The organism is Flavonifractor sp. An10, assembly GCF_002161215.1.
In the GTDB taxonomy this organism is placed as follows: domain Bacteria; phylum Bacillota; class Clostridia; order Oscillospirales; family Oscillospiraceae; genus Flavonifractor; species Flavonifractor avistercoris.
This window is the reverse complement of the sequence record NZ_NFMB01000012.1, coordinates 100,590-118,351: the sequence shown is the minus strand read 5'-3', so window position 1 is coordinate 118,351 and position 17,762 is coordinate 100,590. Positions and strand designations below refer to the sequence as shown.

At 68.9% G+C, this 17,762-nt stretch carries 20 protein-coding genes; 12 read left to right on the top strand and 8 right to left on the bottom strand.

What is annotated here, in order from left to right:
- From B5E42_RS18325 to B5E42_RS18315, 3 genes are all read right to left on the bottom strand, one after another.
- Nucleotides 1–972: aminotransferase class V-fold PLP-dependent enzyme (locus B5E42_RS18325; RefSeq protein ID WP_242967233.1), on the bottom strand; the 972-nt coding region annotated here is incomplete at its 3' end.
- A gap of 209 nt (nucleotides 973–1,181) precedes the next feature.
- On the bottom strand, nucleotides 1,182–1,448 hold the full coding sequence (locus B5E42_RS18320; RefSeq protein ID WP_087242316.1) for a DUF1294 domain-containing protein: 267 nt from the start codon (nucleotides 1,446–1,448) through the stop codon (nucleotides 1,182–1,184).
- A complete protein-coding gene (locus B5E42_RS18315; protein ID WP_242967232.1) occupies nucleotides 1,445–2,071 on the bottom strand; it encodes a hypothetical protein in 627 nt (208 codons plus the stop codon). Before B5E42_RS18315 ends, B5E42_RS18320 begins: the two co-directional genes overlap by 4 nt.
- A 129-nt stretch (nucleotides 2,072–2,200) precedes the next feature.
- Here B5E42_RS18315 and B5E42_RS18310 point away from each other — a divergent pair, with 129 nt between their 5' ends.
- Nucleotides 2,201–3,556 (top strand): MATE family efflux transporter, encoded by a 1,356-nt coding sequence (locus tag B5E42_RS18310; protein ID WP_087242314.1) that lies wholly within the window; start codon nucleotides 2,201–2,203, stop codon nucleotides 3,554–3,556.
- Complete coding sequence (locus tag B5E42_RS18305; protein ID WP_087242312.1) at nucleotides 3,553–3,933, top strand: DUF5655 domain-containing protein; 381 nt, start codon at nucleotides 3,553–3,555, stop codon at nucleotides 3,931–3,933. Before B5E42_RS18310 ends, B5E42_RS18305 begins: the two co-directional genes overlap by 4 nt.
- A gap of 34 nt (nucleotides 3,934–3,967) precedes the next feature.
- Here the strand turns inward: B5E42_RS18305 and B5E42_RS18300 are convergent, their stop codons facing one another.
- Nucleotides 3,968–4,735: an SDR family oxidoreductase gene (locus B5E42_RS18300; RefSeq protein WP_087242310.1), complete on the bottom strand. Its 768-nt coding sequence runs from the start codon at nucleotides 4,733–4,735 to the stop codon at nucleotides 3,968–3,970.
- A gap of 230 nt (nucleotides 4,736–4,965) precedes the next feature.
- On the opposite strand from B5E42_RS18300, the gene lexA reads away from it, so the two are divergent.
- The 5 genes from lexA to B5E42_RS18275 are packed head-to-tail and all read left to right on the top strand — an operon-like array spanning nucleotide 4,966 to nucleotide 7,422.
- A complete protein-coding gene (gene lexA, locus B5E42_RS18295; RefSeq protein WP_087242308.1) occupies nucleotides 4,966–5,568 on the top strand; it encodes a transcriptional repressor LexA in 603 nt (200 codons plus the stop codon).
- A gap of 2 nt (nucleotides 5,569–5,570) precedes the next feature.
- The gene (locus B5E42_RS18290; RefSeq protein ID WP_087242306.1) at nucleotides 5,571–6,017 is read left to right on the top strand and encodes a VOC family protein; all 447 of its coding nucleotides are present in this window, start codon (nucleotides 5,571–5,573) and stop codon (nucleotides 6,015–6,017) included.
- A gap of 4 nt (nucleotides 6,018–6,021) precedes the next feature.
- Nucleotides 6,022–6,489 (top strand): methylated-DNA--[protein]-cysteine S-methyltransferase, encoded by a 468-nt coding sequence (locus B5E42_RS18285; protein ID WP_087242304.1) that lies wholly within the window; start codon nucleotides 6,022–6,024, stop codon nucleotides 6,487–6,489.
- Complete coding sequence (locus tag B5E42_RS18280) at nucleotides 6,476–6,664, top strand: DUF6440 family protein (protein WP_087242302.1); 189 nt, start codon at nucleotides 6,476–6,478, stop codon at nucleotides 6,662–6,664. The genes B5E42_RS18285 and B5E42_RS18280 overlap by 14 nt, the downstream gene beginning before the upstream one ends.
- Complete coding sequence (locus tag B5E42_RS18275; protein WP_087242300.1) at nucleotides 6,661–7,422, top strand: exodeoxyribonuclease III; 762 nt, start codon at nucleotides 6,661–6,663, stop codon at nucleotides 7,420–7,422. The genes B5E42_RS18280 and B5E42_RS18275 overlap by 4 nt, the downstream gene beginning before the upstream one ends.
- 131 nt (nucleotides 7,423–7,553) lie before the next feature.
- Here B5E42_RS18275 and B5E42_RS18270 read toward each other — a convergent pair whose 3' ends face one another.
- Genes B5E42_RS18270 through B5E42_RS18260 form a run of 3 tightly spaced genes read right to left on the bottom strand, consistent with a single transcriptional unit; the run spans nucleotide 7,554 to nucleotide 12,324 of the window.
- Complete coding sequence (locus B5E42_RS18270; RefSeq protein WP_087242298.1) at nucleotides 7,554–9,341, bottom strand: DEAD/DEAH box helicase; 1,788 nt, start codon at nucleotides 9,339–9,341, stop codon at nucleotides 7,554–7,556.
- Nucleotides 9,342–9,357: 16 nt separating this feature from the next.
- Nucleotides 9,358–11,682: a M20/M25/M40 family metallo-hydrolase gene (locus B5E42_RS20005; protein ID WP_087242296.1), complete on the bottom strand. Its 2,325-nt coding sequence runs from the start codon at nucleotides 11,680–11,682 to the stop codon at nucleotides 9,358–9,360.
- 54 nt (nucleotides 11,683–11,736) lie between these two features.
- Nucleotides 11,737–12,324, bottom strand: a complete 588-nt coding sequence (locus tag B5E42_RS18260) for a sporulation protein (RefSeq protein ID WP_087242294.1) — start codon at nucleotides 12,322–12,324, stop codon at nucleotides 11,737–11,739.
- A gap of 119 nt (nucleotides 12,325–12,443) precedes the next feature.
- Here B5E42_RS18260 and B5E42_RS18255 point away from each other — a divergent pair, with 119 nt between their 5' ends.
- The 4 genes from B5E42_RS18255 (at nucleotide 12,444) to B5E42_RS18240 (ending at nucleotide 16,559) form a co-directional block, all read left to right on the top strand.
- Nucleotides 12,444–13,040 (top strand): hydrolase, encoded by a 597-nt coding sequence (locus tag B5E42_RS18255; RefSeq protein WP_087242292.1) that lies wholly within the window; start codon nucleotides 12,444–12,446, stop codon nucleotides 13,038–13,040.
- A complete protein-coding gene (locus B5E42_RS18250; RefSeq protein WP_087242291.1) occupies nucleotides 13,033–14,418 on the top strand; it encodes an MATE family efflux transporter in 1,386 nt (461 codons plus the stop codon). The genes B5E42_RS18255 and B5E42_RS18250 overlap by 8 nt, the downstream gene beginning before the upstream one ends.
- A gap of 80 nt (nucleotides 14,419–14,498) precedes the next feature.
- On the top strand, nucleotides 14,499–15,947 hold the full coding sequence (locus B5E42_RS18245; RefSeq protein ID WP_087242289.1) for a copper amine oxidase N-terminal domain-containing protein: 1,449 nt from the start codon (nucleotides 14,499–14,501) through the stop codon (nucleotides 15,945–15,947).
- An 87-nt stretch (nucleotides 15,948–16,034) separates the two neighbouring features.
- Complete coding sequence (locus B5E42_RS18240) at nucleotides 16,035–16,559, top strand: shikimate kinase (protein ID WP_087242287.1); 525 nt, start codon at nucleotides 16,035–16,037, stop codon at nucleotides 16,557–16,559.
- Between the two features lie 709 nt (nucleotides 16,560–17,268).
- Here the strand turns inward: B5E42_RS18240 and B5E42_RS18235 are convergent.
- Nucleotides 17,269–17,427 carry a toxin-antitoxin system protein gene (locus B5E42_RS18235; protein WP_087242286.1) on the bottom strand — a complete coding sequence of 53 codons (159 nt, stop codon included), beginning with the start codon at nucleotides 17,425–17,427 and terminating at the stop codon, nucleotides 17,269–17,271.
- Between the two features lie 88 nt (nucleotides 17,428–17,515).
- Between B5E42_RS18235 and B5E42_RS18230 the strand changes: the two genes are divergently transcribed.
- The gene (locus B5E42_RS18230) at nucleotides 17,516–17,722 is read left to right on the top strand and encodes a hypothetical protein (protein ID WP_087242284.1); all 207 of its coding nucleotides are present in this window, start codon (nucleotides 17,516–17,518) and stop codon (nucleotides 17,720–17,722) included.
- Nucleotides 17,723–17,762: the final 40 nt, after the last annotated feature.

Sequence of the window (17,762 nt, the reverse complement as noted above, 5' to 3'; positions counted from 1 at the left end):
GGTGAGGACGGCCTCCGGCAGGGGGGGCGGCGGCGGGAAGGGGGGGCAGTCCCCCGGTGTCAGGGTGTCCAGGGCGGCGCGGAGCCGGGCGAACTGCTCCGGGCCGTCGGCGCAGGTGGGGATAAACACCACGTGGCCGGCGTCGGCCATCTCCGGCCACACCCCCAGCGCCTCCAGCTTCTCCTGGGCGGCGAAGCCGCCGGGGCAGCGCAGGACAAACCGAGCCGGGTCGAGAGGGGCGTCCCCCTCCGTCAGGGACGGGTAGTGACGCCGCAGGGCGGCCACCGCCTCCGCCGTCTCCCGGTAGGCCGCCGCCCCATCCGCCTCCATATAAGCCCGGCACACGTCCAGGGCGGCCATGAGCACATAGGACGGGCTGGAGGAGCCGGTGAGGGAGGCGGCCCACCGCAGCTCCGCCTGGGTGAAGCGGCGGGAGGCCAGCGCATCTGCGGTAGGGCGGGGGCTTGCCCCCGCCGTTCTGGATCCCCCCGCCAGCAGCAGGGCGCTCTGCCCCGGGGCGGGGAGGGTCTTGTGGGCGGACACCACCGCCAGATCGGCGGCGGCCAGGTCAAAATTGCCCAGGAAGGGCAGGTGGGCCCCGTGGGCCCCGTCCACCACCAGGACGGCCCCGTGGGCCCGGCACACCGCCGCCAGGGCGGGCAGATCTGACAACACGCCGTAATATGTAGGTGAGGTAATACAGACCGTCTTGATATCCGGGCGGGTTTTCAGGGCCTGCTCCACCGATTGGGGCGAGACCGGCCCGGTGACCCCCGCCTGGGGCAGCCAGGGCCGCTCCAGGTACACGGGGCGGAGATCCAGCAGGGCCAGGGCGTTATAGGCGGAGCGGTGGCTCCCCCGATCCAGCAGCACCGCGTCCCCGCCGGCAGGCCAGGGCCAGGGCGGCCTGCACCCCTGGGTGGCGCCGCCGGTGAGGAAGAGGCAGTGGGCCATGTGGAACGCCTTGCCCACAGCGCCTCCGCCGCCTCGATGGCGTCCCCGCCGAGAAGAGGTCGCCGGTGGGGGCAGCTCGGTGAAGTCCAGGGCGGACAGGCCCGCCAGCTCGGGCGGGGAGCGGCCCCTTGGCCGGGCATGTGCATGCGCAGGGGCGGGCGGCGGCAGGCCCGCAGGGCGTCGTACAGGGGTGTTTTCCACGGTCTCACCTCCGGATGTGGAAACTCTCACAGCAACCGGGCCAGCCAGAGGCCCAGGGCCAGCTGGGCAATCAGGATGGCGGGCAGGCCGTATTGGAAGTACCAGTGGCGGGTCTTGTGGCGGAAGAGCCACATGCCCGCGATGGCGCCGGGGGAGCCCCCCAGCAGGGCCACGGCGAAGAAGGTCTTTTCCGGGACGCGGCGGCGGTTCTGCCTGGCCCGACGCTTGTCCACACCCATGAGGACAAAGTCCAGCATGCTGAGGGCCAGCACCCAGATAAGCAGCCACTTCATGGGCGCTCCCCCAGGGCGGAGACGAAGCCGCCCCGCCGGCGGGTGGTCTCATACCACAGATGAAAGTCGATGGTGAGGCGGTTTCCGCTGTCCAGAATCTCGGCCCGGCCGTCCTCCAGGGCGGTGATGGTGACCCAGTGCCACCAGTCCAGCTCCTTTACCCTGCCGTTGTGGAGGTTGAGGAAGGCCACGGGGCAGTCCTGCTCCAGGCTCCGGCGGACAAAGTCCGCCACCTCCTCCCAGGGGGGCCGCTTGGTTCTGGCCGCCGGGAAGGCCAGCAGGGCGGGGGAGAGGGGAACCCCCCGGCTGGCGGCGTAGGCCGCCATGCCCTCCACCATCAGCTCCGGCTGGTTGAGGCCGTGGAACCGGGGGGTGACGTAGTCCCACACCCGCACCATGTGGGCGGTGAAGGCCGCCCGCTCCATGACCCCCTCGGGGTAGAGGGGGGCCCACTCCGGCCGCTGCCGGGACAGGTAGGCGAAGATCAGGGCGGCGGCGGTGGGGCCGCAGCCCGCCCGCTGCTGCCACGGGTCGGGGAACCAGTCCTGGTCGGCCCCGTGGGTGACGGCCCCATCCGGGCCGGTGATGTCCATCCACTCCGGATGGGAGACAGATACGCGCAAAGCAACCGCTGCCTTTCCTGAGAAATTATACCCAGTATAGCACCCGCGGCCCCTCCCGTCAAAGGTTGCCTTTCCCTCCGGGGGGTGCTATACTGTCCGGGTACGAAGGAAAAAAGGAGGAATCATCCCATGTCCCAGACCTCCCTGACCCAGGGGGACGTGAAGGGGGCCCTGATCCGCTTCGCCCTGCCCTTCCTGGGGGCCTCGCTGCTGCAGTTTCTCTACGGCGCGGTGGATCTCATCGTGGTGGGCCAGTTTGACGACCAGGCGGGCATCACCGCCGTGTCCACCGGCAGCCAGGTGATGCAGGCGGTGACCAACTTCATCATCGGCCTGTCCACCGGCGGCACGGTGCTGGTGGGCCAGTACCTGGGCGCCGGGCGGAGGGGGGACGTGAGCCGCTCCATCGGCACCCTGTTCACCCTCTTCGCCGCCATCGCCGTGGCCCTGGCCCTGGTGTTCGCCCTGTCCGCCAACGCCATCGTGGCCCTGATGCAGGTGCCGGCGGAGGCGGTGGCCCCCGCCCGGCAGTACCTGTTCATCTGCGCCTGCGGCCTGGTGTTCATCACCGGGTACAACATGGTCAGCGCCGTGCTCCGGGGCCTGGGGGACTCCCGGCGGCCCATGTACTTTGTGCTGGTGGCCTGCGTCATCAACATCGTGGGGGATCTGCTGCTGGTGGGGGTGTTCGGCCTGGGGGCCGCCGGGGCCGCCGTCGCCACCGTGGCCGCCCAGGGGGTGAGCCTCTTTCTGGCCCTGGCGGTGCTGCGGCACCGGGACTTCCCCTTTGACTTCAGGCTGCCCTCCTTCCGGCCCCAGGGGGAGAAGGCGTCCAAGCTGCTGCGGCTGGGTCTGCCGGTGGCGGTGCAGAACGTGCTGGTCACCCTGTCCTTCCTGATCATCACCGCCATCGTCAACCACATGGACGTGCTGGCCCAGTCCGCCGCCGTGGGGGTGGTGGAGCGGGTCACCGGCTTCATCATGCTCTTCCCCTCCGCCTTCATGTCCGCCATCTCCGCCATGACCGCCCAGAACATGGGCGCCGGCCGGCCCGACCGGGCGCGGCAGGCCCTGAAAGTCGGCATCCTCCTGTGCCTCGCCGCCGATCTGGTCATGTTCGCCCTGATCCAGGCCTTCCCCGGCCAGGCCCTGCGGCTCTTCACCCCCGACGCCGAGGTGATCCGCCACGGGGTGCTCTACCTGCGCACCTACAGCATCGACTGCATCCTGGTCACCTTTGTGTTCACCCTCAACGGCTTCTACGCCGGCTGCGGCCGCACCGGCTTCACCCTGTTCAACGACCTCACCGCCACCTTCCTGGTGCGGGTGCCGGTGGTGTTCTTCATGAGCCGCATCGCCGGGGTGACCCTGCTCCAGATCGGCATCGCCGCCCCGGCGGCCTCGGCGGTGCAGGTGCTGCTCCAGCTGCTCTACCTGCGCACCGGGCGGTGGAACCGCTCCGTCCTGGGGGAGGGGAGGCCATGACCGCCGAGGTGCTGGCCTTCCTGGGGGGCGAGCCGGGGAAGATTGCCCTCTTTGAGGCCTATGAGGCGACGGTGCTGGCCTGCGGGGAGAGCACCAGGAAGGTGACCAAAACCCAGATTTCCTGGGGAAACCCGTATCTGTTCGCCATGCTGTCCCACCCCCGGCGGGCCGCCGACCGGAAGGCCGGCGCCCTGCTGGCCACCATCGGCCTCAACCGCCGGCTGGACAGCCCCCGCATCCTCCAGGCCGTGGAGCCCTACCCCGGCCGGTGGACGCACCACCTGCTGCTCTCCCGGCCGGAGGAGGCGGACGGCCAGCTGCGGGCCTGGCTGGCGGAGGCCTACCAATTCGCACAGGCAAAACAGCGGCGGAGCTGAACGCTCCGCCGCTGTTTTTTCCGGCAGGATACTGTCAGGGCCGCAGGCCGCTGCCCCCCTGCATGGTGATGGTCTCGCCGGAGATATACTTGGCGTCCTCCGAGCACAGGAACACGGCGGTGCGGCCGATGTCCTTCTCCGGATCGCCGAAGCGGCCGGCGGGGATGCCCTTGATGGTCTGCTCATAGACCTCGGGGTACTCCTCCTTCCACTTCTTCAGGGCGTCGGTCATGACCAGGGGGCAGATGATGTTGCAGTTGATGCCGTCGGGGCCCCACTCGGTGGCCGCCACCCGGGTCATGCCCCGGATGCCCTCCTTGGCCGCGGCGTAGGAGGACTGGCCCGGCTTGCCGAACAGGCCGGCGCCGGAGGCCAGGTTCACCACCGAGCCCCGGCTCTCCTTCAGATAGGGGTAGCAGTGCTTCATATAGAAGAAGGCCGCGTACAGGCCGGAGTAGATGGCCTTGTCGAAGTCCTCCCTGGTGTGCTGGGCCAGGGGCACGCCGGAGGCGGAGTTCTGGGCGTTGTTGATGAGGAAGTCAATGCGGCCGAAGGTGTCCACGGCCTGCTGCACCACGGCGGCCACCTGCTCCTCCACGCCGCCGTCGGCCTGGCAGGGGAGCACCCTGATGCCGTACAGCCGCTCCAGCTCCTCCTTGGCGCCGTCCAGCTTTTTGGTGTTTCGGCCGGTGAGCACCAGGCTGCAGCCCTCCTTGGCGAAGGCGGTGGACAGGCCGTAGCCGATGCCGCCGCCCTTGCCGCCGCCGGTGATGATGGCCACTTTGCCGTCAAATTTACCCATACCGAAAGTTCATCCTTTATACTTTAGAGTTTATTTTCCGGGTTAATCCGATTATAGCACGGGCCGGGCCGGCGGGCAAGGGGAATTTGCGCCGTCCAGGGGGCGGAAGGCCCGCCGACTGGACATGCCGGCATTTTTCGGGCAAGATATAGAACAAATGTTTGCAATCGGGCCCCTTCTGTGCTATACTCACGGTAGATTGACGCAAACTGACATGAGGAGGGTCTGCCATGAGCGCGCTCACCCCCAAGCAGCAGCAGATCTACGACTTTATTCTCTCCTTCTCCGGCCGCCACGGCTATCCCCCGTCGGTGCGGGAGATCGGGGAGCACGTGGGGCTCAAGTCCCCCTCCACCGTCCACTTCCACCTGAAGGGGCTGGAGGCGGCGGGGCTGATCACCAAGGACAAGGGGAAGACCCGGGCCATCACCGTCTGCCCCGAGCAGGGGGAGGCCGTTCCCGGGCCGGGGCAGGTGCCCATTGTGGGCAATGTGGCCGCCGGCGCCCCCATCCTGGCCCAGGAGTGCATTGAGGACTACCTGACCTTCGACACCGGCGGCCGCACCGGGGAGCACTTCGCCCTGCGGGTGCGGGGGGAGTCCATGAGGGACGCGGGCATCCTGCCCGACGACCTGGTGGTGGTGCACCAGCAGCCGGACGCCCACAGCGGGGAGATCGTGGTGGCCCTCTTTGAGGACGAGGCCACGGTCAAGACCCTGCGCCGGAAGGACGGCCACATCTGGCTCATGCCGGAAAACCCGGAGTATGAGCCCATCGACGGCGACGGCTGCTCCATCCTGGGCAAGGTGGTGGCCGTGGTGCGGAGGTACTGAGGGTGACCCCCCGCATCGACCATGTGGAGCTGACCGTTCGGGATCTGGATCGGGCGGAGAGGTTCTACGACCTCCTGCTGCCCCTGCTGGGCTTCGACCTGGCCCACAAGAGCCGGTCGGACATCCCGGCCCACCAGTTCCGCTGTGTGGACTACGGGAGCGCCGCCTTCAATCTGGCCCTGATCTCCCCCCGGGATGCCTACGCCGGGGAGGCGGTGTGCCGCCGCAGGCCCGGCGCCCTCCACCACATCGCCTTCGGCGCGGACAGCCCGGCGGAGGTGGATCGGCTCTGCGGGGCGGTGCGGGCCATCCCCGGCGCGCGCATCCGCATACCGCCCCGGCTCTATCCGGAGTACGCGCCGGATTACTATGCCTTTTTCTTTTACGATACCGAGGGAATTGAGCTGGAGATCGTCTCCTTTGACCGGACAGCCTGCTTTGCGAGGTGACGCCATGAACCGCATCGTATTTGACGCCCCTGTGGGCCCCCTGGGCCTGGAGGAGGAGGGCGGGGCGCTGAGGCGCCTGTACCTCCCCAACCAGCCGGCGGAGCCGGCGGGGGAGGAGACCCCGGTGCTCGTCCGGGGCCGGGCGGAGCTGCTGGAATACTTCCGGGGGGAGCGGCGGGCCTTCACCGTGCCCCTGGAGCCCCGGGGCACGCCCTTTCAGAGGCGGGTGTGGGACGCCCTGGCGGCGGTGCCTTATGGGGAGACCGTCACCTACGGGGCGCTGGCCCGGCAAATCGGCAGCCCCGGGGCCGTCCGGGCGGTGGGGCAGGCCAACCACCGCAATCCCCTGCCCATCTTTCTGCCCTGCCACCGGGTGGTGGGGGCGGACGGGTCGCTGACGGGCTATGCCGGCGGCCTGGACATGAAACGATTTTTACTGGAGCTGGAGGGAGCCGCGTATGGCAAAAAATGACCGTTTTCAGATCATCTACACCCAGGGGGTGGCCGACATCACCCGCATCCTGCTGGACACCGAGACGGGGGTGCTCTACCTGGAGATGGCCAGCGGCTACGCCGGGGGCATCACCCCCCTGCTGGACGCCGACGGGAAGCCCATGAAGTGGGCCCCCAGGGAGGGCCAGGCATGAGGCTGGTCACCTGGAACGTCAACGGCCTGCGCTCATGCCTGGGCAAGGGCTTTCTGGACTTCGCCGCCCGGGCGGACGCCGACGTGATCTGCCTGCAGGAGACCAAGCTCCAGCCCCACCAGATCGAGCTGGAGCTGCCCGGCTATACCCTCTACTGGAACAGCGCGGAGAAGAAGGGCTACTCGGGCACGGCGGTGTTCACCCGGGTGGAGCCGCTGGAGGTCACCTGCGGCCTGGGCATCGACCGGCACGACCACGAGGGCCGGGTGATCACCGCGGAGTTTTCCGATTTCTACCTGGTGTGCTGTTACACCCCCAACGCCCAGGAGGGGCTGGCCCGCATCGACTACCGCATGGAGTGGGAGGACGACTTCCGGGACTATCTCATGGAGCTGGACAGGGTCAAGCCGGTGATTTTGTGCGGTGATCTCAACGTGGCCCATGAGGAGATCGACCTGAAAAACCCCAAGACCAACCGGGGCAGCGCCGGCTTCTCCGACCAGGAGCGGGGGAAGATGACCGCCCTGCTGAGCAGCGGCTTTACCGACACCTTCCGCGCCCTCTACCCGGACAAGACCGGGGCCTACACCTGGTGGAGCTACCGCTTCAACGCCCGGAAAAACAACGCCGGGTGGCGCATCGACTACTTCATCGTCTCCGACCGGCTCATGCCCCGGGTGGAGGATCAGATCATCCACAGCGAGGTCACCGGCAGCGACCACTGCCCCGTGGAGCTGGTGCTGCGGGATACCCCGTAGGGGGCCGGACACCTGGCCGGCCCACTGTCTGCCGGGGGGCCCCTCGCGGGGCGGGCCTGCGCTGCACCGCCCAATGAAATATAACGCCCCCGCGCCGGGATGGTTTACCATCCGGCGCGGGGGCGTTTTGTTTAATCGCTGAGGTAGTAGGGCTTCATCAGGCTGGGCTGCTCGGTGGAGTCCTTCTGCCCGTTGGAGCGGAGCACCACCTCGGGGGGCCGGCCGGGCCGGCGGCCCTTGGAGCCCCGGTTTTTCTTCCGGCGGGGCTCCTCTTTGTGGAGGGGCTCGGCGGCGGGGGCGGCCTTCTTCTTGTTGGCCTTCTTGGACTGGCCCTGGGGCTGGACGGCCTCCGCTTTGGGGGCCTTGGCCGCCTGCTTGGGCGCCTTGGGCTTTTTGGGGGCCTGGGTGCGGGGCCGGGGGGCCAGCAGCCGGGCGGTGGCGTCCATGATCACGTCGCTGGCCAGGGGGTCGGGCTTGCGGAAGTCGGCAAAGTCCGGCTCCGGCGCGCTGGGCCGGACGGGGTTGGTGGCGGTCAGGGCCTCCTCCAGGGTGGCGCTGCTGCGCTTGCCCCGGTTCCGCCGCTTCTTGGCAGGGGTCTCCGCCAGAGGCTCGGCCTTCTTCGGCGCCTCCGCCTCCATGAGCTTCTGGTTGGCCGCGGCCTTGCGCGCCTCAGCGGCGGCCTTGTTGGCCGCGTCCCGCTGGCGGCGGCGCTCTTTCGCGGCGGCCCGGGCCTCCGCGTCCTCCGGGTTCACCGCCCGGCCCTTCTTGTCCTTGGGGGCGGGCTCCAGAATCTCCATGGGCCAGGGGTGGTTCTCCACCACCGGCACGGCCTTGCCGATGAGCTTCTCGATGGCCTTCAGCTCCTCCTTCTCGTTGATGTCGCAGAAGGAGATGGCGGTGCCGCCGTGGCCCGCCCGGCCGGTGCGGCCGATGCGGTGGACGTAGGTCTCGGGCACGTCGGGCAGGTTGTAGTTGAACACGTGGGAGAGCTCCTCAATGTCCAAGCCCCGGGCGGCGATGTCGGTGGCCACCAGGGCCTGCACCTTGCCGGCCTTGAAGTCGGCCAGGGCCTGCTGCCGGGCGGTCTGGCTCTTGTTGCCGTGGATGGCGGCGGCGGAGATGCCCGCCTTGGCCAGGTCGCCGGCCACCTTGTTGGCCCCGTGCTTGGTGCGGGTGAACACCAGGGCGTTTTTCACGTCCAGCTCCCGGATCAGGTGGGCCAGCAGGCGGGTCTTGTTGCCCCGATCCACGAAGTAGAGCTTCTGGTCGATGATCTCCACCGGGGAGGACACCGGGTTCACCGCCACCTTGACGGGGTTGACCAGCAGGCCGTCCACCAGGCCACGCACCTCGGGGGGCATGGTGGCGGAGAAGAAGAGGGTCTGCTTCTGCCTGGGCAGCCAGCCCAGGATGCGGCGCACGTCGTGGATGAAGCCCATGTCCAGCATGCGGTCGGCCTCGTCCAGCACGAAGATCTCCAGCTTGGACAGGTCGATGAGCTTCTGGCCGTACAGATCCCCCAGCCGGCCGGGGGTGGCCACCAGGATGTCCACGCCCTTCTTCAGCTGCTCCACCTGGGGGGCCTGGCCAACCCCGCCGAAGATCACGGCGGAGCGCAGGGGCAGGTGGCGGCCGTAGGCGGCGAAGCTCTCCTGGATCTGAAGGGCCAGCTCCCGGGTGGGGGTGAGCACCAGGGCCCGGATGGGCCGGCCGGAGATCTTCTCCCCGTCCAACCGCTGGAGAATGGGAGCGGCGAAGGCGCAGGTCTTGCCCGTGCCCGTCTGGGCGCAGCCCAGCACGTCCCGCCCGTCCAGGGCGGGGGGGATGGCCTTTTCCTGAATGGGGGACGGGCTCTCATAGCCCTCCTCCGCCAGCGCCTTCAGGATGGGCGGGCAGAGGCCGAGTTGTGCAAAGGTCATAGCATTCTTCCTTTTTTCAGTTTGACCCCTCCCGCGCCGGGGGGCCGTGGGTCATATACCTGCCGCGCGGAGGCAGGGAAGACACGGCAAAGCCCGCCGGACTGCCAGCGGGCGGACTGCACGTGGAATTCACTTTGTTAGAGTATACCACAAATAGGTGCAAAATACAAGTGGCCGTCCGCCTGTCCCCACAGCCGCGCGACTCCTTTCGGGGCGGAACGGGCCGCCGAGGGCGGCGGCCCCTACCTCCGGCTTCCCTGGCCGACTCGCCATCTACCGGGTATCCCCCGGGGGCGGATATCCTCTGCCCGAGGCCGTAGGGCCGCCATACATGGCGGCCGCCCGAAAGATGCCCGGCCTCCGACGGGCGCCTACGCGGCGGGAATGAGCTTTGCCGCTTGCGGCAAAGCGAACGATCCGCAGCTTGGGCCGACGCCGTAACGCCCCCTCGGCTCGGGGCGGGCGACCACAGGTCGCCCCTACGGATGGCTGCGGTGACTGCCCCGGTATTTCGGCGGCATGGCACCGGCGGCAGCCCGGCGGGCGCACTTGGTACAGCGCAACTACTTTCAGGGCTTGCAGGACAACCCCGATGCGTGCCGCCCAAGGCGCGGCAGCGCCTGTAACGAGACCGCCAGGAAAACGGGCGGCAAAGCACGTCTGGTCTCTGCCCTGTTTGTACAGCCCACCGCCGCCATGAACCCCCGTACTGGGGGGGCCAGGGCGGGCGAAGCCCCCCGGCCTTTCTTTCCCACCGCTTTCTTTTGGAAAGAAAGCGGTGCCCCGGCCGGGCAGGCCCGCCCTGCGAGGGGGGGCACCACGGCGTGAGAACGTGGAACCCCTCATCCGCCCCAGTGCGCGCACTGGGGCACCTTCCCCCCTGTGGGGGGAAGGCTTCGGGCGGATGATATCCGCCCCTACAGGGCCTCCATGGCGCCGGCCAGGAGGAGGGCGTAATCGGCCAGCCCGGCCAGGGGTGCCCGCTCATCCACGGAGTGGGCGTCCAGGATGTCCGGCCCGGTGGAGGCCATGACCAGCCCCGGGGCCTTGGCCCGGAGCACCGACGGCTCCAGGCCCACGTGGACGGCGGTGAGCTCCAGGGTGCGGCCAGTCTGCTCCCGCCACACCCGCTCCAGCAGGGAGGCCAGGGGGTTGTCCCGGTCGGCGGGCCAGCCGGGGTAGCCGCTGATCCGGGCGGTGAAGCCGTGCTCCGCCCCCAGGGCGGCGTGGCGGGCGGCCAGCTCCTCCAGCTCCCCGCCCGGCGCGGAGAAAGGTGCAGATCCTCATAGCCGTCCCTCCGCCCCGGCCTCCCAGGTTGGCGGAGGCCCCACCACCCCGGGAAGGCGGGCTCCATGGCGTACACGCCGTGGTAGAGCCCGTTGAGGAAGGCCAGGGTGTGGGCCTGGAAGGCGGGGCTCCACACCGTCTCCGGCCTCTCCGCCGGGGCGCAGGCCAGCCGCAGATTGGGGTCGGCGGCCCGGTAGTCCGCCAGGGCCCCCTCCAGGGGGGAGAGATCGGGTGTGTCCCTGCACAGCACCACCGCCTGGGCCCAGGCGGGGATGACGTTGAAGGCGGCGCCCCCCTCCAGCGACGCCGTCCGCCCGCCGGGCAGGCCGGCCAGGAGGGCGGCCAGCAGCTTGATGGGGTTGGCCCGGCCCCTGTTGATGTCGTCCCCCGAGTGGCCCCCCAGGCCGCCGGACAGGGTGATGCGCCAGGCGGGCGCATCCGGGGCGGGGACGGTGTCCAGGGGGGCCCGCCAGCGCTCCCGCCGCCCGCCGGCGGAACCCACAATGGCCCGGCCCAGGTGGAACCCGTCGGTGTTGAGCAGATAGCCGGCCCCGGCCAGCCAGGCGGGGGAGACCTGCTTGGCCCCCTCCAGGCCCACCTCCTCCGCCGTGGTGAAGAGCAGCCGCAGGGGCCCGTGGCGCACCGCCCCGGAGGCCAGCAGCCACAGCACCGCCGCGTTGCCCAGGTTGTTGTCCGCCCCCAGGGAGGAGCGGCCGTCGGAGCGGAGGAAGCCGTCGGCCTCCACCACCGTCACCGGGTCGGTTTGGGGGTTCCAGCCGCTGCCGGGGGCGGCGGCGCACACCATGTCCAGGTGGCCCTGGAGCACCAGCTCCGGCGCGCCCTCCCGCCCGGGGGCGGCGGGGACGCGGCAGAGCAGGTTGCCCGCCCCGTCCCGCTCCGTCCCCAGGCCCAGGCCGGACAGCAGGGCGGCCACGGCGTCGGCCGCCGCCCCCTCCTGTCCCGAGGGGTGGGGCGGGCGGCTGATGGCGCGGAAGGTGTCCACAATGCCCCGGGTGACCGTCTCCCGGCCCCCCAGGCGCTCCAGCAGTGTCATGGCAATCCTCTCCTTTGGGATCAGGATACCACACCCGCCCCCGGCCCGCAAGGGTCACCGGCCCCAGGGCAGGAGGGGGGCGGCCTCCCACAGGCCCAGGAGGATCAGCAGCCCCCCGGTGAGGGGGAGAGCGTATTTTCCCAGCAGCCGCCCGGCCAGGCGGCTGCCCAGCATCCGGCCCAGGGGGAGGGCCCCCAGGGTGGCCAGCAGGTTGGCCGCCGCCGCCAGGCCGGGGGAGATGCCCGACACCCCGGCGGCCGCCCCGGCCCCGGCGTTGTTCACCGCCAGGGCGGCGGCCAGGGCCACGCACCCCCGCAGGCCGGCGGCGGCCTCCGCCTCCTCGGCACCCTCCGGCGGCGGGCCGGGCCGGCGGAGCCAGTCCAGCAGGAACCAGGCCCCCATGCCCGCCAGCACCAGGCCGCCCAGCACCTGGGCGGTGCGCCCGCCCAGCAGGGCGGCGGCCCCGGCCCCCAGGGCCAGGGAGAGCCAGGTGATGAGGGTGGTGAGGGCGGCGATCACCAGGCCGTACCCCCGTCTCAGAACCACTCCCCGGGCGGCAAAGCCGGCGGAGAGCAGCACAGTGTCCAGATTGCAGGCCGCGGCGAAGAGGGCCGCGGCGGTCAGCGCGGAAAGCCAGTTCATCCAATCCCTCCGGTTTCCGCCCATCCTATGCGGCGGAAAAAGAGGGGGTGACAGGGTGGTTTTTGGCGGCGGGGTGTGGTATACTGAGCTTTACGAGATCAGGGAAAAGGAGACAGCCCATGAGCGCCAAGGAAGAATTTATCCAGATCTACCGGGACAGCATCCGCCGGGAGGGGGCGGACGCCCTGCTGGACTATCTGGAGCACAAGAGCGACTTTTTCACCGCCCCGGCCTCGGCCCGGTACCACGGGGCCTGGCCCGGCGGCCTGTGCGAGCACAGCGTCAACGTCTACCGGTGCCTGGCGGCCTACCTGGAGCGGGAGCGGGTGAAGGAACTCTACGGCCTGGAGTACTCGGCTGAGAGCATCGCCCTGGTGGCCCTGCTCCACGACGTGTGCAAGACCGGCTGCTACAAGGCGGGTACCCGCAACGTGAAGGGCCCCGACGGCAGGTGGCAGGCGGTGCCCACCTTCTACTACGAGGACAGCCTGCCCTACGGCCACGGGGAGAAGAGCGTGTACATCCTCTCCGGCTTTCTCCGCCTCACCCGGGAGGAGGCCATGGCCATCCGCTGGCACATGGGCTTCTCGGGGGACGAGGACAAGCGCCTGGTGGGCCAGGCCCTCCAGCAGTATCCGCTGGCCTTCGCCCTCAGCGTGGCGGACATGGAGGCCACCTATTTCCTGGAGAATGAGGAGGCGAAACCCCTTGGCTAAGCGCGAAAACGACCTGGGCCGGGATCCGGTGGGCAAGCTGCTGCTCCGCCTGGCCATCCCCACGGTGACCGCCCAGCTGGTCAACGCCCTGTACAACATCGTAGACCGCATCTACATCGGCCACATTCCGGAGGTGGGGGATCTGGCCCTCACCGGCCTGGGCGTCTGCTTCCCGGTGATTCTCTTTGTCTCCGCCATCTCCGCCCTGGTGGGCATGGGCGGCTCCTCCCGGGCGGTGGTGCACATGGGGGAGGGGAAGATGGAGCTGGCCAACTCCATCCTGGGCAGCTGCACCACCCTGCTGGTGGTGCTGGGCGCGGCGGCCATGGCGGCCTTCCTGGTGTTTCAGGAGCCCATGCTCTACCTCTTCGGCGCCACGGAGGAGACCATCGGCTATGCCATGGACTACCTGACCATCTACCTGTACGGCTCCATCTTTGTGGAGATCTCCCTGGGGCTGAACTACTTCATCACCGCCCAGGGCTTCTCCACCATGGGCATGGCCACGGTGCTCATCGGCGCGGTGATCAACATCGTGCTGGATCCGGTGTTCATCTTCGGCTTCGGCATGGGGGTGAAGGGCGCGGCCCTGGCCACCATCACCGCCCAGGGCGTCTCGGCGGTGTGGGTGGTGTGGTTCCTGCTGGGGAAGCGCACCAGGCTCCGCCTCCAGCGGCAGTACCTGCGGCCCAGCTGGAGGGTGCTCGCCCCCGTGCTGGCTCTGGGCGTGTCCCCCTTCATCATGCAGTCCACCGAGAGCCTCATCAACATCGCCTTCAACTCCTCCCTGAAGGCCTACGGCGGCAACCCGGCGGTGGGGGCCATGACCATCTGCTCCAGCATCATGCAGGTGTTCTCCCTGCTGTCCCAGGGCCTGTCCCAGGGGGCCCAGCCCATCATCGGCTTCAACTACGGCTCCGGCCAGCTGGAGCGGGTGAAAAAGACCTTCCGCCTGCTCTTCATCACCTCGGTGATCTACAGCTGCGCCACCTTCGCGGCGCTGCAGCTCTTCCCCGGGCTGTTTGTCTCCCTGTTCAACGACAAGCCGGAGCTGGTGGAGATCTCCGTCTGGGCCCTGCACGTCTATGCCGCCGGCCTGTTCATGCTGGGTGTCCAGTTCTCCTGCCAGCAGGCCTTCGTGGCCCTGGGCCAGACCCGCATCTCCCTGTTCCTGGCCCTGCTGCGCAAGGTGATCCTCCTCATCCCGCTGATCTTCCTCCTGCCCCGGTTCTTTGCCGACAAGGTGCTGGGCGTGTTCCTGGCCGAGCCGGTGGCCGACGTGCTGGCCTCCGCCACCACGGGCGCCCTGTTTTTCTGGCGCTTCCCCAAGATTCTGGAGCACCGGCGGCAGGAGCTGGCCCAGATTAACCCCCAATAGCGGCCTTTCCTCTTGCGGGACAGGGGATATGGTGCTATAGTTGATGTACCACTTTGAGAAGAACAGGAGGAATCCCAACCATGAGACGTTTCTGCAAGCGCGCCCTGGCCGTGGTCACCGCCGCGGCCATGCTGAGCGCCGGCTCCTCCGCCCTGGCGGCGGAAGGGGACGCCGGCATCTCCGTCCAGCTGGACGGCCAGACCCTGACCTTCTCCGACGCCGCCCCCGAGGCGCGGGACGGCCGCACCTTCCTGCCCGTCCGGGCGGTGTTTGAGGCCATGGGCGCCCAGGTGAGCTATGACGCCGCCTCCGGCGCGGTCACCGCCGTCCGGGACGGCACCACCGTCACCATGACCCTGGGCTCCACCGAGGCCTCCGTCACCATGGACGGCATCACCACCCCCGTGGTGATGGATGTGGCCCCCTACGCCCACGACAACCGCACCTACGTACCCGTCCGCTTCGCCGCCCAGGCCTTCGGCTGCATCGTGGGGTGGGACGCCGACGACCGGACTGTGATCCTCATCGACACCGAGAAGCTGGTGGAGGACACCATCGCCAAATACGACTACACCCTGCTGGAGAAGTACCTGGCCTACGGCCAGACCTACTCCACCGGCATCTGGGACATGGAGGCGGCCTTTGACGCGGAGCTGGCCCTGGGCGTGGCCCCCATCACCATGGACGGCGAGCTCACCGGCACCGTGGCCGACGGCATGCAGATGGACGCGGCCATGGCCCTGCGGATGGATCTGCAGGAGCTGCTGGGCAGCCTGACGGAGGGCGCCGGGGGCGGCATGAGCGACACCGACACCGCCCTGCTGGACAGCCTGGCCGACGAGGGTATCGCCATGGACATCCGGGGCGATCTGGAGCGCGGGCAGCTCTACTTCCGCTTCGGCGGCGACTTCATGACCACCGCCCTGGGCGTGGACGAGAACACCTGGTTCTCCATGGACATGGCCGCCATGTATGAGGCCATGGGCATGGACTACAGCGGCCTGCTGTCCATGGCCGCCGGCGACGTGGACTACTCCGGCCTGCTGTCCACCCTGCTGGCCCTGGCCGTCACCGAGCCCACCGACAAGGACACCGCCTATTCCGACCTGTCCGCCGCGGTGGATCTGGCGGCCCAGCTGCTGCGGGACGACGCCTGGACGGCCAGCGGCAATGACCGCATCCTCCACTACAGCCTGGAGCAGGGCGGCGCGGCCGCCGATCTCACCTTCACCCTCACCCTGGACGGGGAGGACGTGACCGCCTACGATCTGGCGGCGGAGATCACCGCCACCGACCCGGACAGCGGCATGGCCGTGAGCCTGACCGTGGCGGAGGCCATGGACGCCGACGGGAACATGACGGCCAACCTGTCCATGGGCATGGGGGACATCCTGTCCATGACCATGGACATGACCGGCGCCTACACCCAGGGCACCGCCGCCCCCGAGACCCAGCCCCCCGAGGGGGCCGCGGTGGTGGATCTGCTGGAGATGGGCACCGCCGTCCCCGAGGCGCAGCCCGCGGAGTAAGGGCTCTGCCATAACCGGACATACCAAAGGCGGAGGGACGCCACCGGGCGTCCCTCCGCCTTTTTATCCCATGTGAGGTGATTTTTTGTGGACAATGTGACGCTCATCGGTATGCCCGGCTCGGGCAAGAGCACCGTGGGGGTGCTGCTTGCCAAGGCTTTGGGCTATCAGTTTGTGGACACCGACCTGCTCATCCAGCAGCGGGAGGGGGCCCTGCTCCAGGACGTCCTGGACGCTCTGGGGGTGGAGGCCTTCCTGGATCTGGAGGGGGAGGTGCTGTCCGGCCTGGCCTGCACCGGCACCGTCATCGCCCCCGGCGGCTCCGCCGTCTGCCGGGAGAGGGGCATGAAGCGGCTGAAGGAGCTGGGGAGGGTGGTCTACCTCCACGTGCCCCTGGCGGAGCTGGAGCGGCGGGTGGACAACATCACCACACGGGGCATCGCCATGGCTCCCGGGGAGACCCTCTCCCACGTGTTCGCCCAGCGGGAGCCCCTCTACCGGAAATACGCCGATCTCACCGTGGAGGTGGAGGCGGGCCGCAGCCTGGAGGACACCGTGGCCGCCGTTCTGGCCGGCCTGCGCGGCGCGGTACGTCAACCGACAAGCCCGTAAGGGCGGATCGTATCCGCCCGTTTGCCCCCGGAACCACTGGCCCGTGGGGCGCGACGACTCGGCGCACCCAATGGGGCCCCCGCGGCGACCCAACGAAGTGGTCGGCGTGGGGAGAAGGAGGCACAGCGGAGGGAATGAGCTTTCGCGTTTACGCGGAAGCGAACGATCCGCAGCTTGGGCCGACGATGTAGGGGCGACCTGTGGTCGCCCGCTGGACGTCGGGGGCTTCTTTCGTGGGGCGCGACGACTCGGCGCGCCCTATCATCTTTTGACCATTCATCGGGGTCTCCCCCCGTGGGACGCGCCTACGCGGCGGGCGCCCCCATTTCTTCCCGAAGAAATGGGGGGAAAGAAGGGCCGGGGGGCTTCGCCCACCCTGGACCCCCCAGTACGGGGGCTCATGGCGGCGGTGGGCTGTACAGACAGGGCAAAGACCAGCCGCGCATTGCCGCTTGTTTTCCTGGCACTCATGTCACAGGCGCTGCCGCGCCTCGGGCGGCACGCATCGGGATTACCCTGCAAGCCCTGATGGCCGCTGCGCTGTACCGGCCTGGCCCGCCGGGCCGCCGCTGGTGTCATGCCGCCGAAATACCATGGTATTTGCGGCGGCGGTTTGTGGGGCGGGGGAACGCGGCTTACTCCGCCCGTCTCCCGCCCCTTCTTTTCCCAAAAAGCCCGGGGAGCGCACCGCAGCTGCGGCGCGCTCCCCTTATGCTTCCTCGCCCTGCTTCAGGCTGGCCAGGTGGGCCTTCAGCACCAGGTTGATATAGCTGGACAGGGAGCGGTCCTCCTGCTCCGCCAGCTTTTGGACTTGCTCCAGAACTGGAATGTCTAGAGTCAGGCTGACCTTTGCTTTTAGCGGCTTCATATTATCACCAGGACGAATATACCATTTAGGAGGATAAAATATTGACGAATCCTACTTAATCGCCTACAATCGCCTTGAGGTGAAAGCTATGTACACCAATGAATTTGAAGAGGCCTTTTCCAACTTTTTGGACCGCCACGAGTATGATGAGGCGGAGAGCTACCTGTTTTCCATGGTGCGTCTGGCCTTTGCGGCGGGGTGGCAGGCGGCGGGGGGCGCACCGCCGCAGGCAGAGCGGATTTTCGAGCTGATTGTCCCGGAGCGGGAGCGAAAGAAAAACCCGGCGGAGTCTTGACGACTCCGCCGGGTTTTCCACATTCTTTTGCCGGTCTGGG

Bases quoted from the DNA above. Each gene is read 5' to 3' on its own strand.
- B5E42_RS18320 (WP_087242316.1), bottom strand. From the start codon at position 1,448: ATGAAGTGGCTGCTTATCTGGGTGCTGGCCCTCAGCATGCTGGACTTT.
- B5E42_RS18310 (WP_087242314.1), top strand. From the start codon at position 2,201: ATGTCCCAGACCTCCCTGACCCAGGGGGACGTGAAGGGGGCCCTGATC.
- B5E42_RS18305 (WP_087242312.1), top strand. From the start codon at position 3,553: ATGACCGCCGAGGTGCTGGCCTTCCTGGGGGGCGAGCCGGGGAAGATT.
- B5E42_RS18300 (WP_087242310.1), bottom strand. From the start codon at position 4,735: ATGGGTAAATTTGACGGCAAAGTGGCCATCATCACCGGCGGCGGCAAG.
- lexA (WP_087242308.1), top strand. From the start codon at position 4,966: ATGAGCGCGCTCACCCCCAAGCAGCAGCAGATCTACGACTTTATTCTC.
- B5E42_RS18285 (WP_087242304.1), top strand. From the start codon at position 6,022: ATGAACCGCATCGTATTTGACGCCCCTGTGGGCCCCCTGGGCCTGGAG.
- B5E42_RS18280 (WP_087242302.1), top strand. From the start codon at position 6,476: ATGGCAAAAAATGACCGTTTTCAGATCATCTACACCCAGGGGGTGGCC.
- B5E42_RS18275 (WP_087242300.1), top strand. From the start codon at position 6,661: ATGAGGCTGGTCACCTGGAACGTCAACGGCCTGCGCTCATGCCTGGGC.
- B5E42_RS18270 (WP_087242298.1), bottom strand. From the start codon at position 9,341: ATGACCTTTGCACAACTCGGCCTCTGCCCGCCCATCCTGAAGGCGCTG.
- B5E42_RS20005 (WP_087242296.1), bottom strand. From the start codon at position 11,682: ATGACACTGCTGGAGCGCCTGGGGGGCCGGGAGACGGTCACCCGGGGC.
- B5E42_RS18260 (WP_087242294.1), bottom strand. From the start codon at position 12,324: ATGAACTGGCTTTCCGCGCTGACCGCCGCGGCCCTCTTCGCCGCGGCC.
- B5E42_RS18255 (WP_087242292.1), top strand. From the start codon at position 12,444: ATGAGCGCCAAGGAAGAATTTATCCAGATCTACCGGGACAGCATCCGC.
- B5E42_RS18245 (WP_087242289.1), top strand. From the start codon at position 14,499: ATGAGACGTTTCTGCAAGCGCGCCCTGGCCGTGGTCACCGCCGCGGCC.
- B5E42_RS18235 (WP_087242286.1), bottom strand. From the start codon at position 17,427: ATGAAGCCGCTAAAAGCAAAGGTCAGCCTGACTCTAGACATTCCAGTT.
- B5E42_RS18230 (WP_087242284.1), top strand. From the start codon at position 17,516: ATGTACACCAATGAATTTGAAGAGGCCTTTTCCAACTTTTTGGACCGC.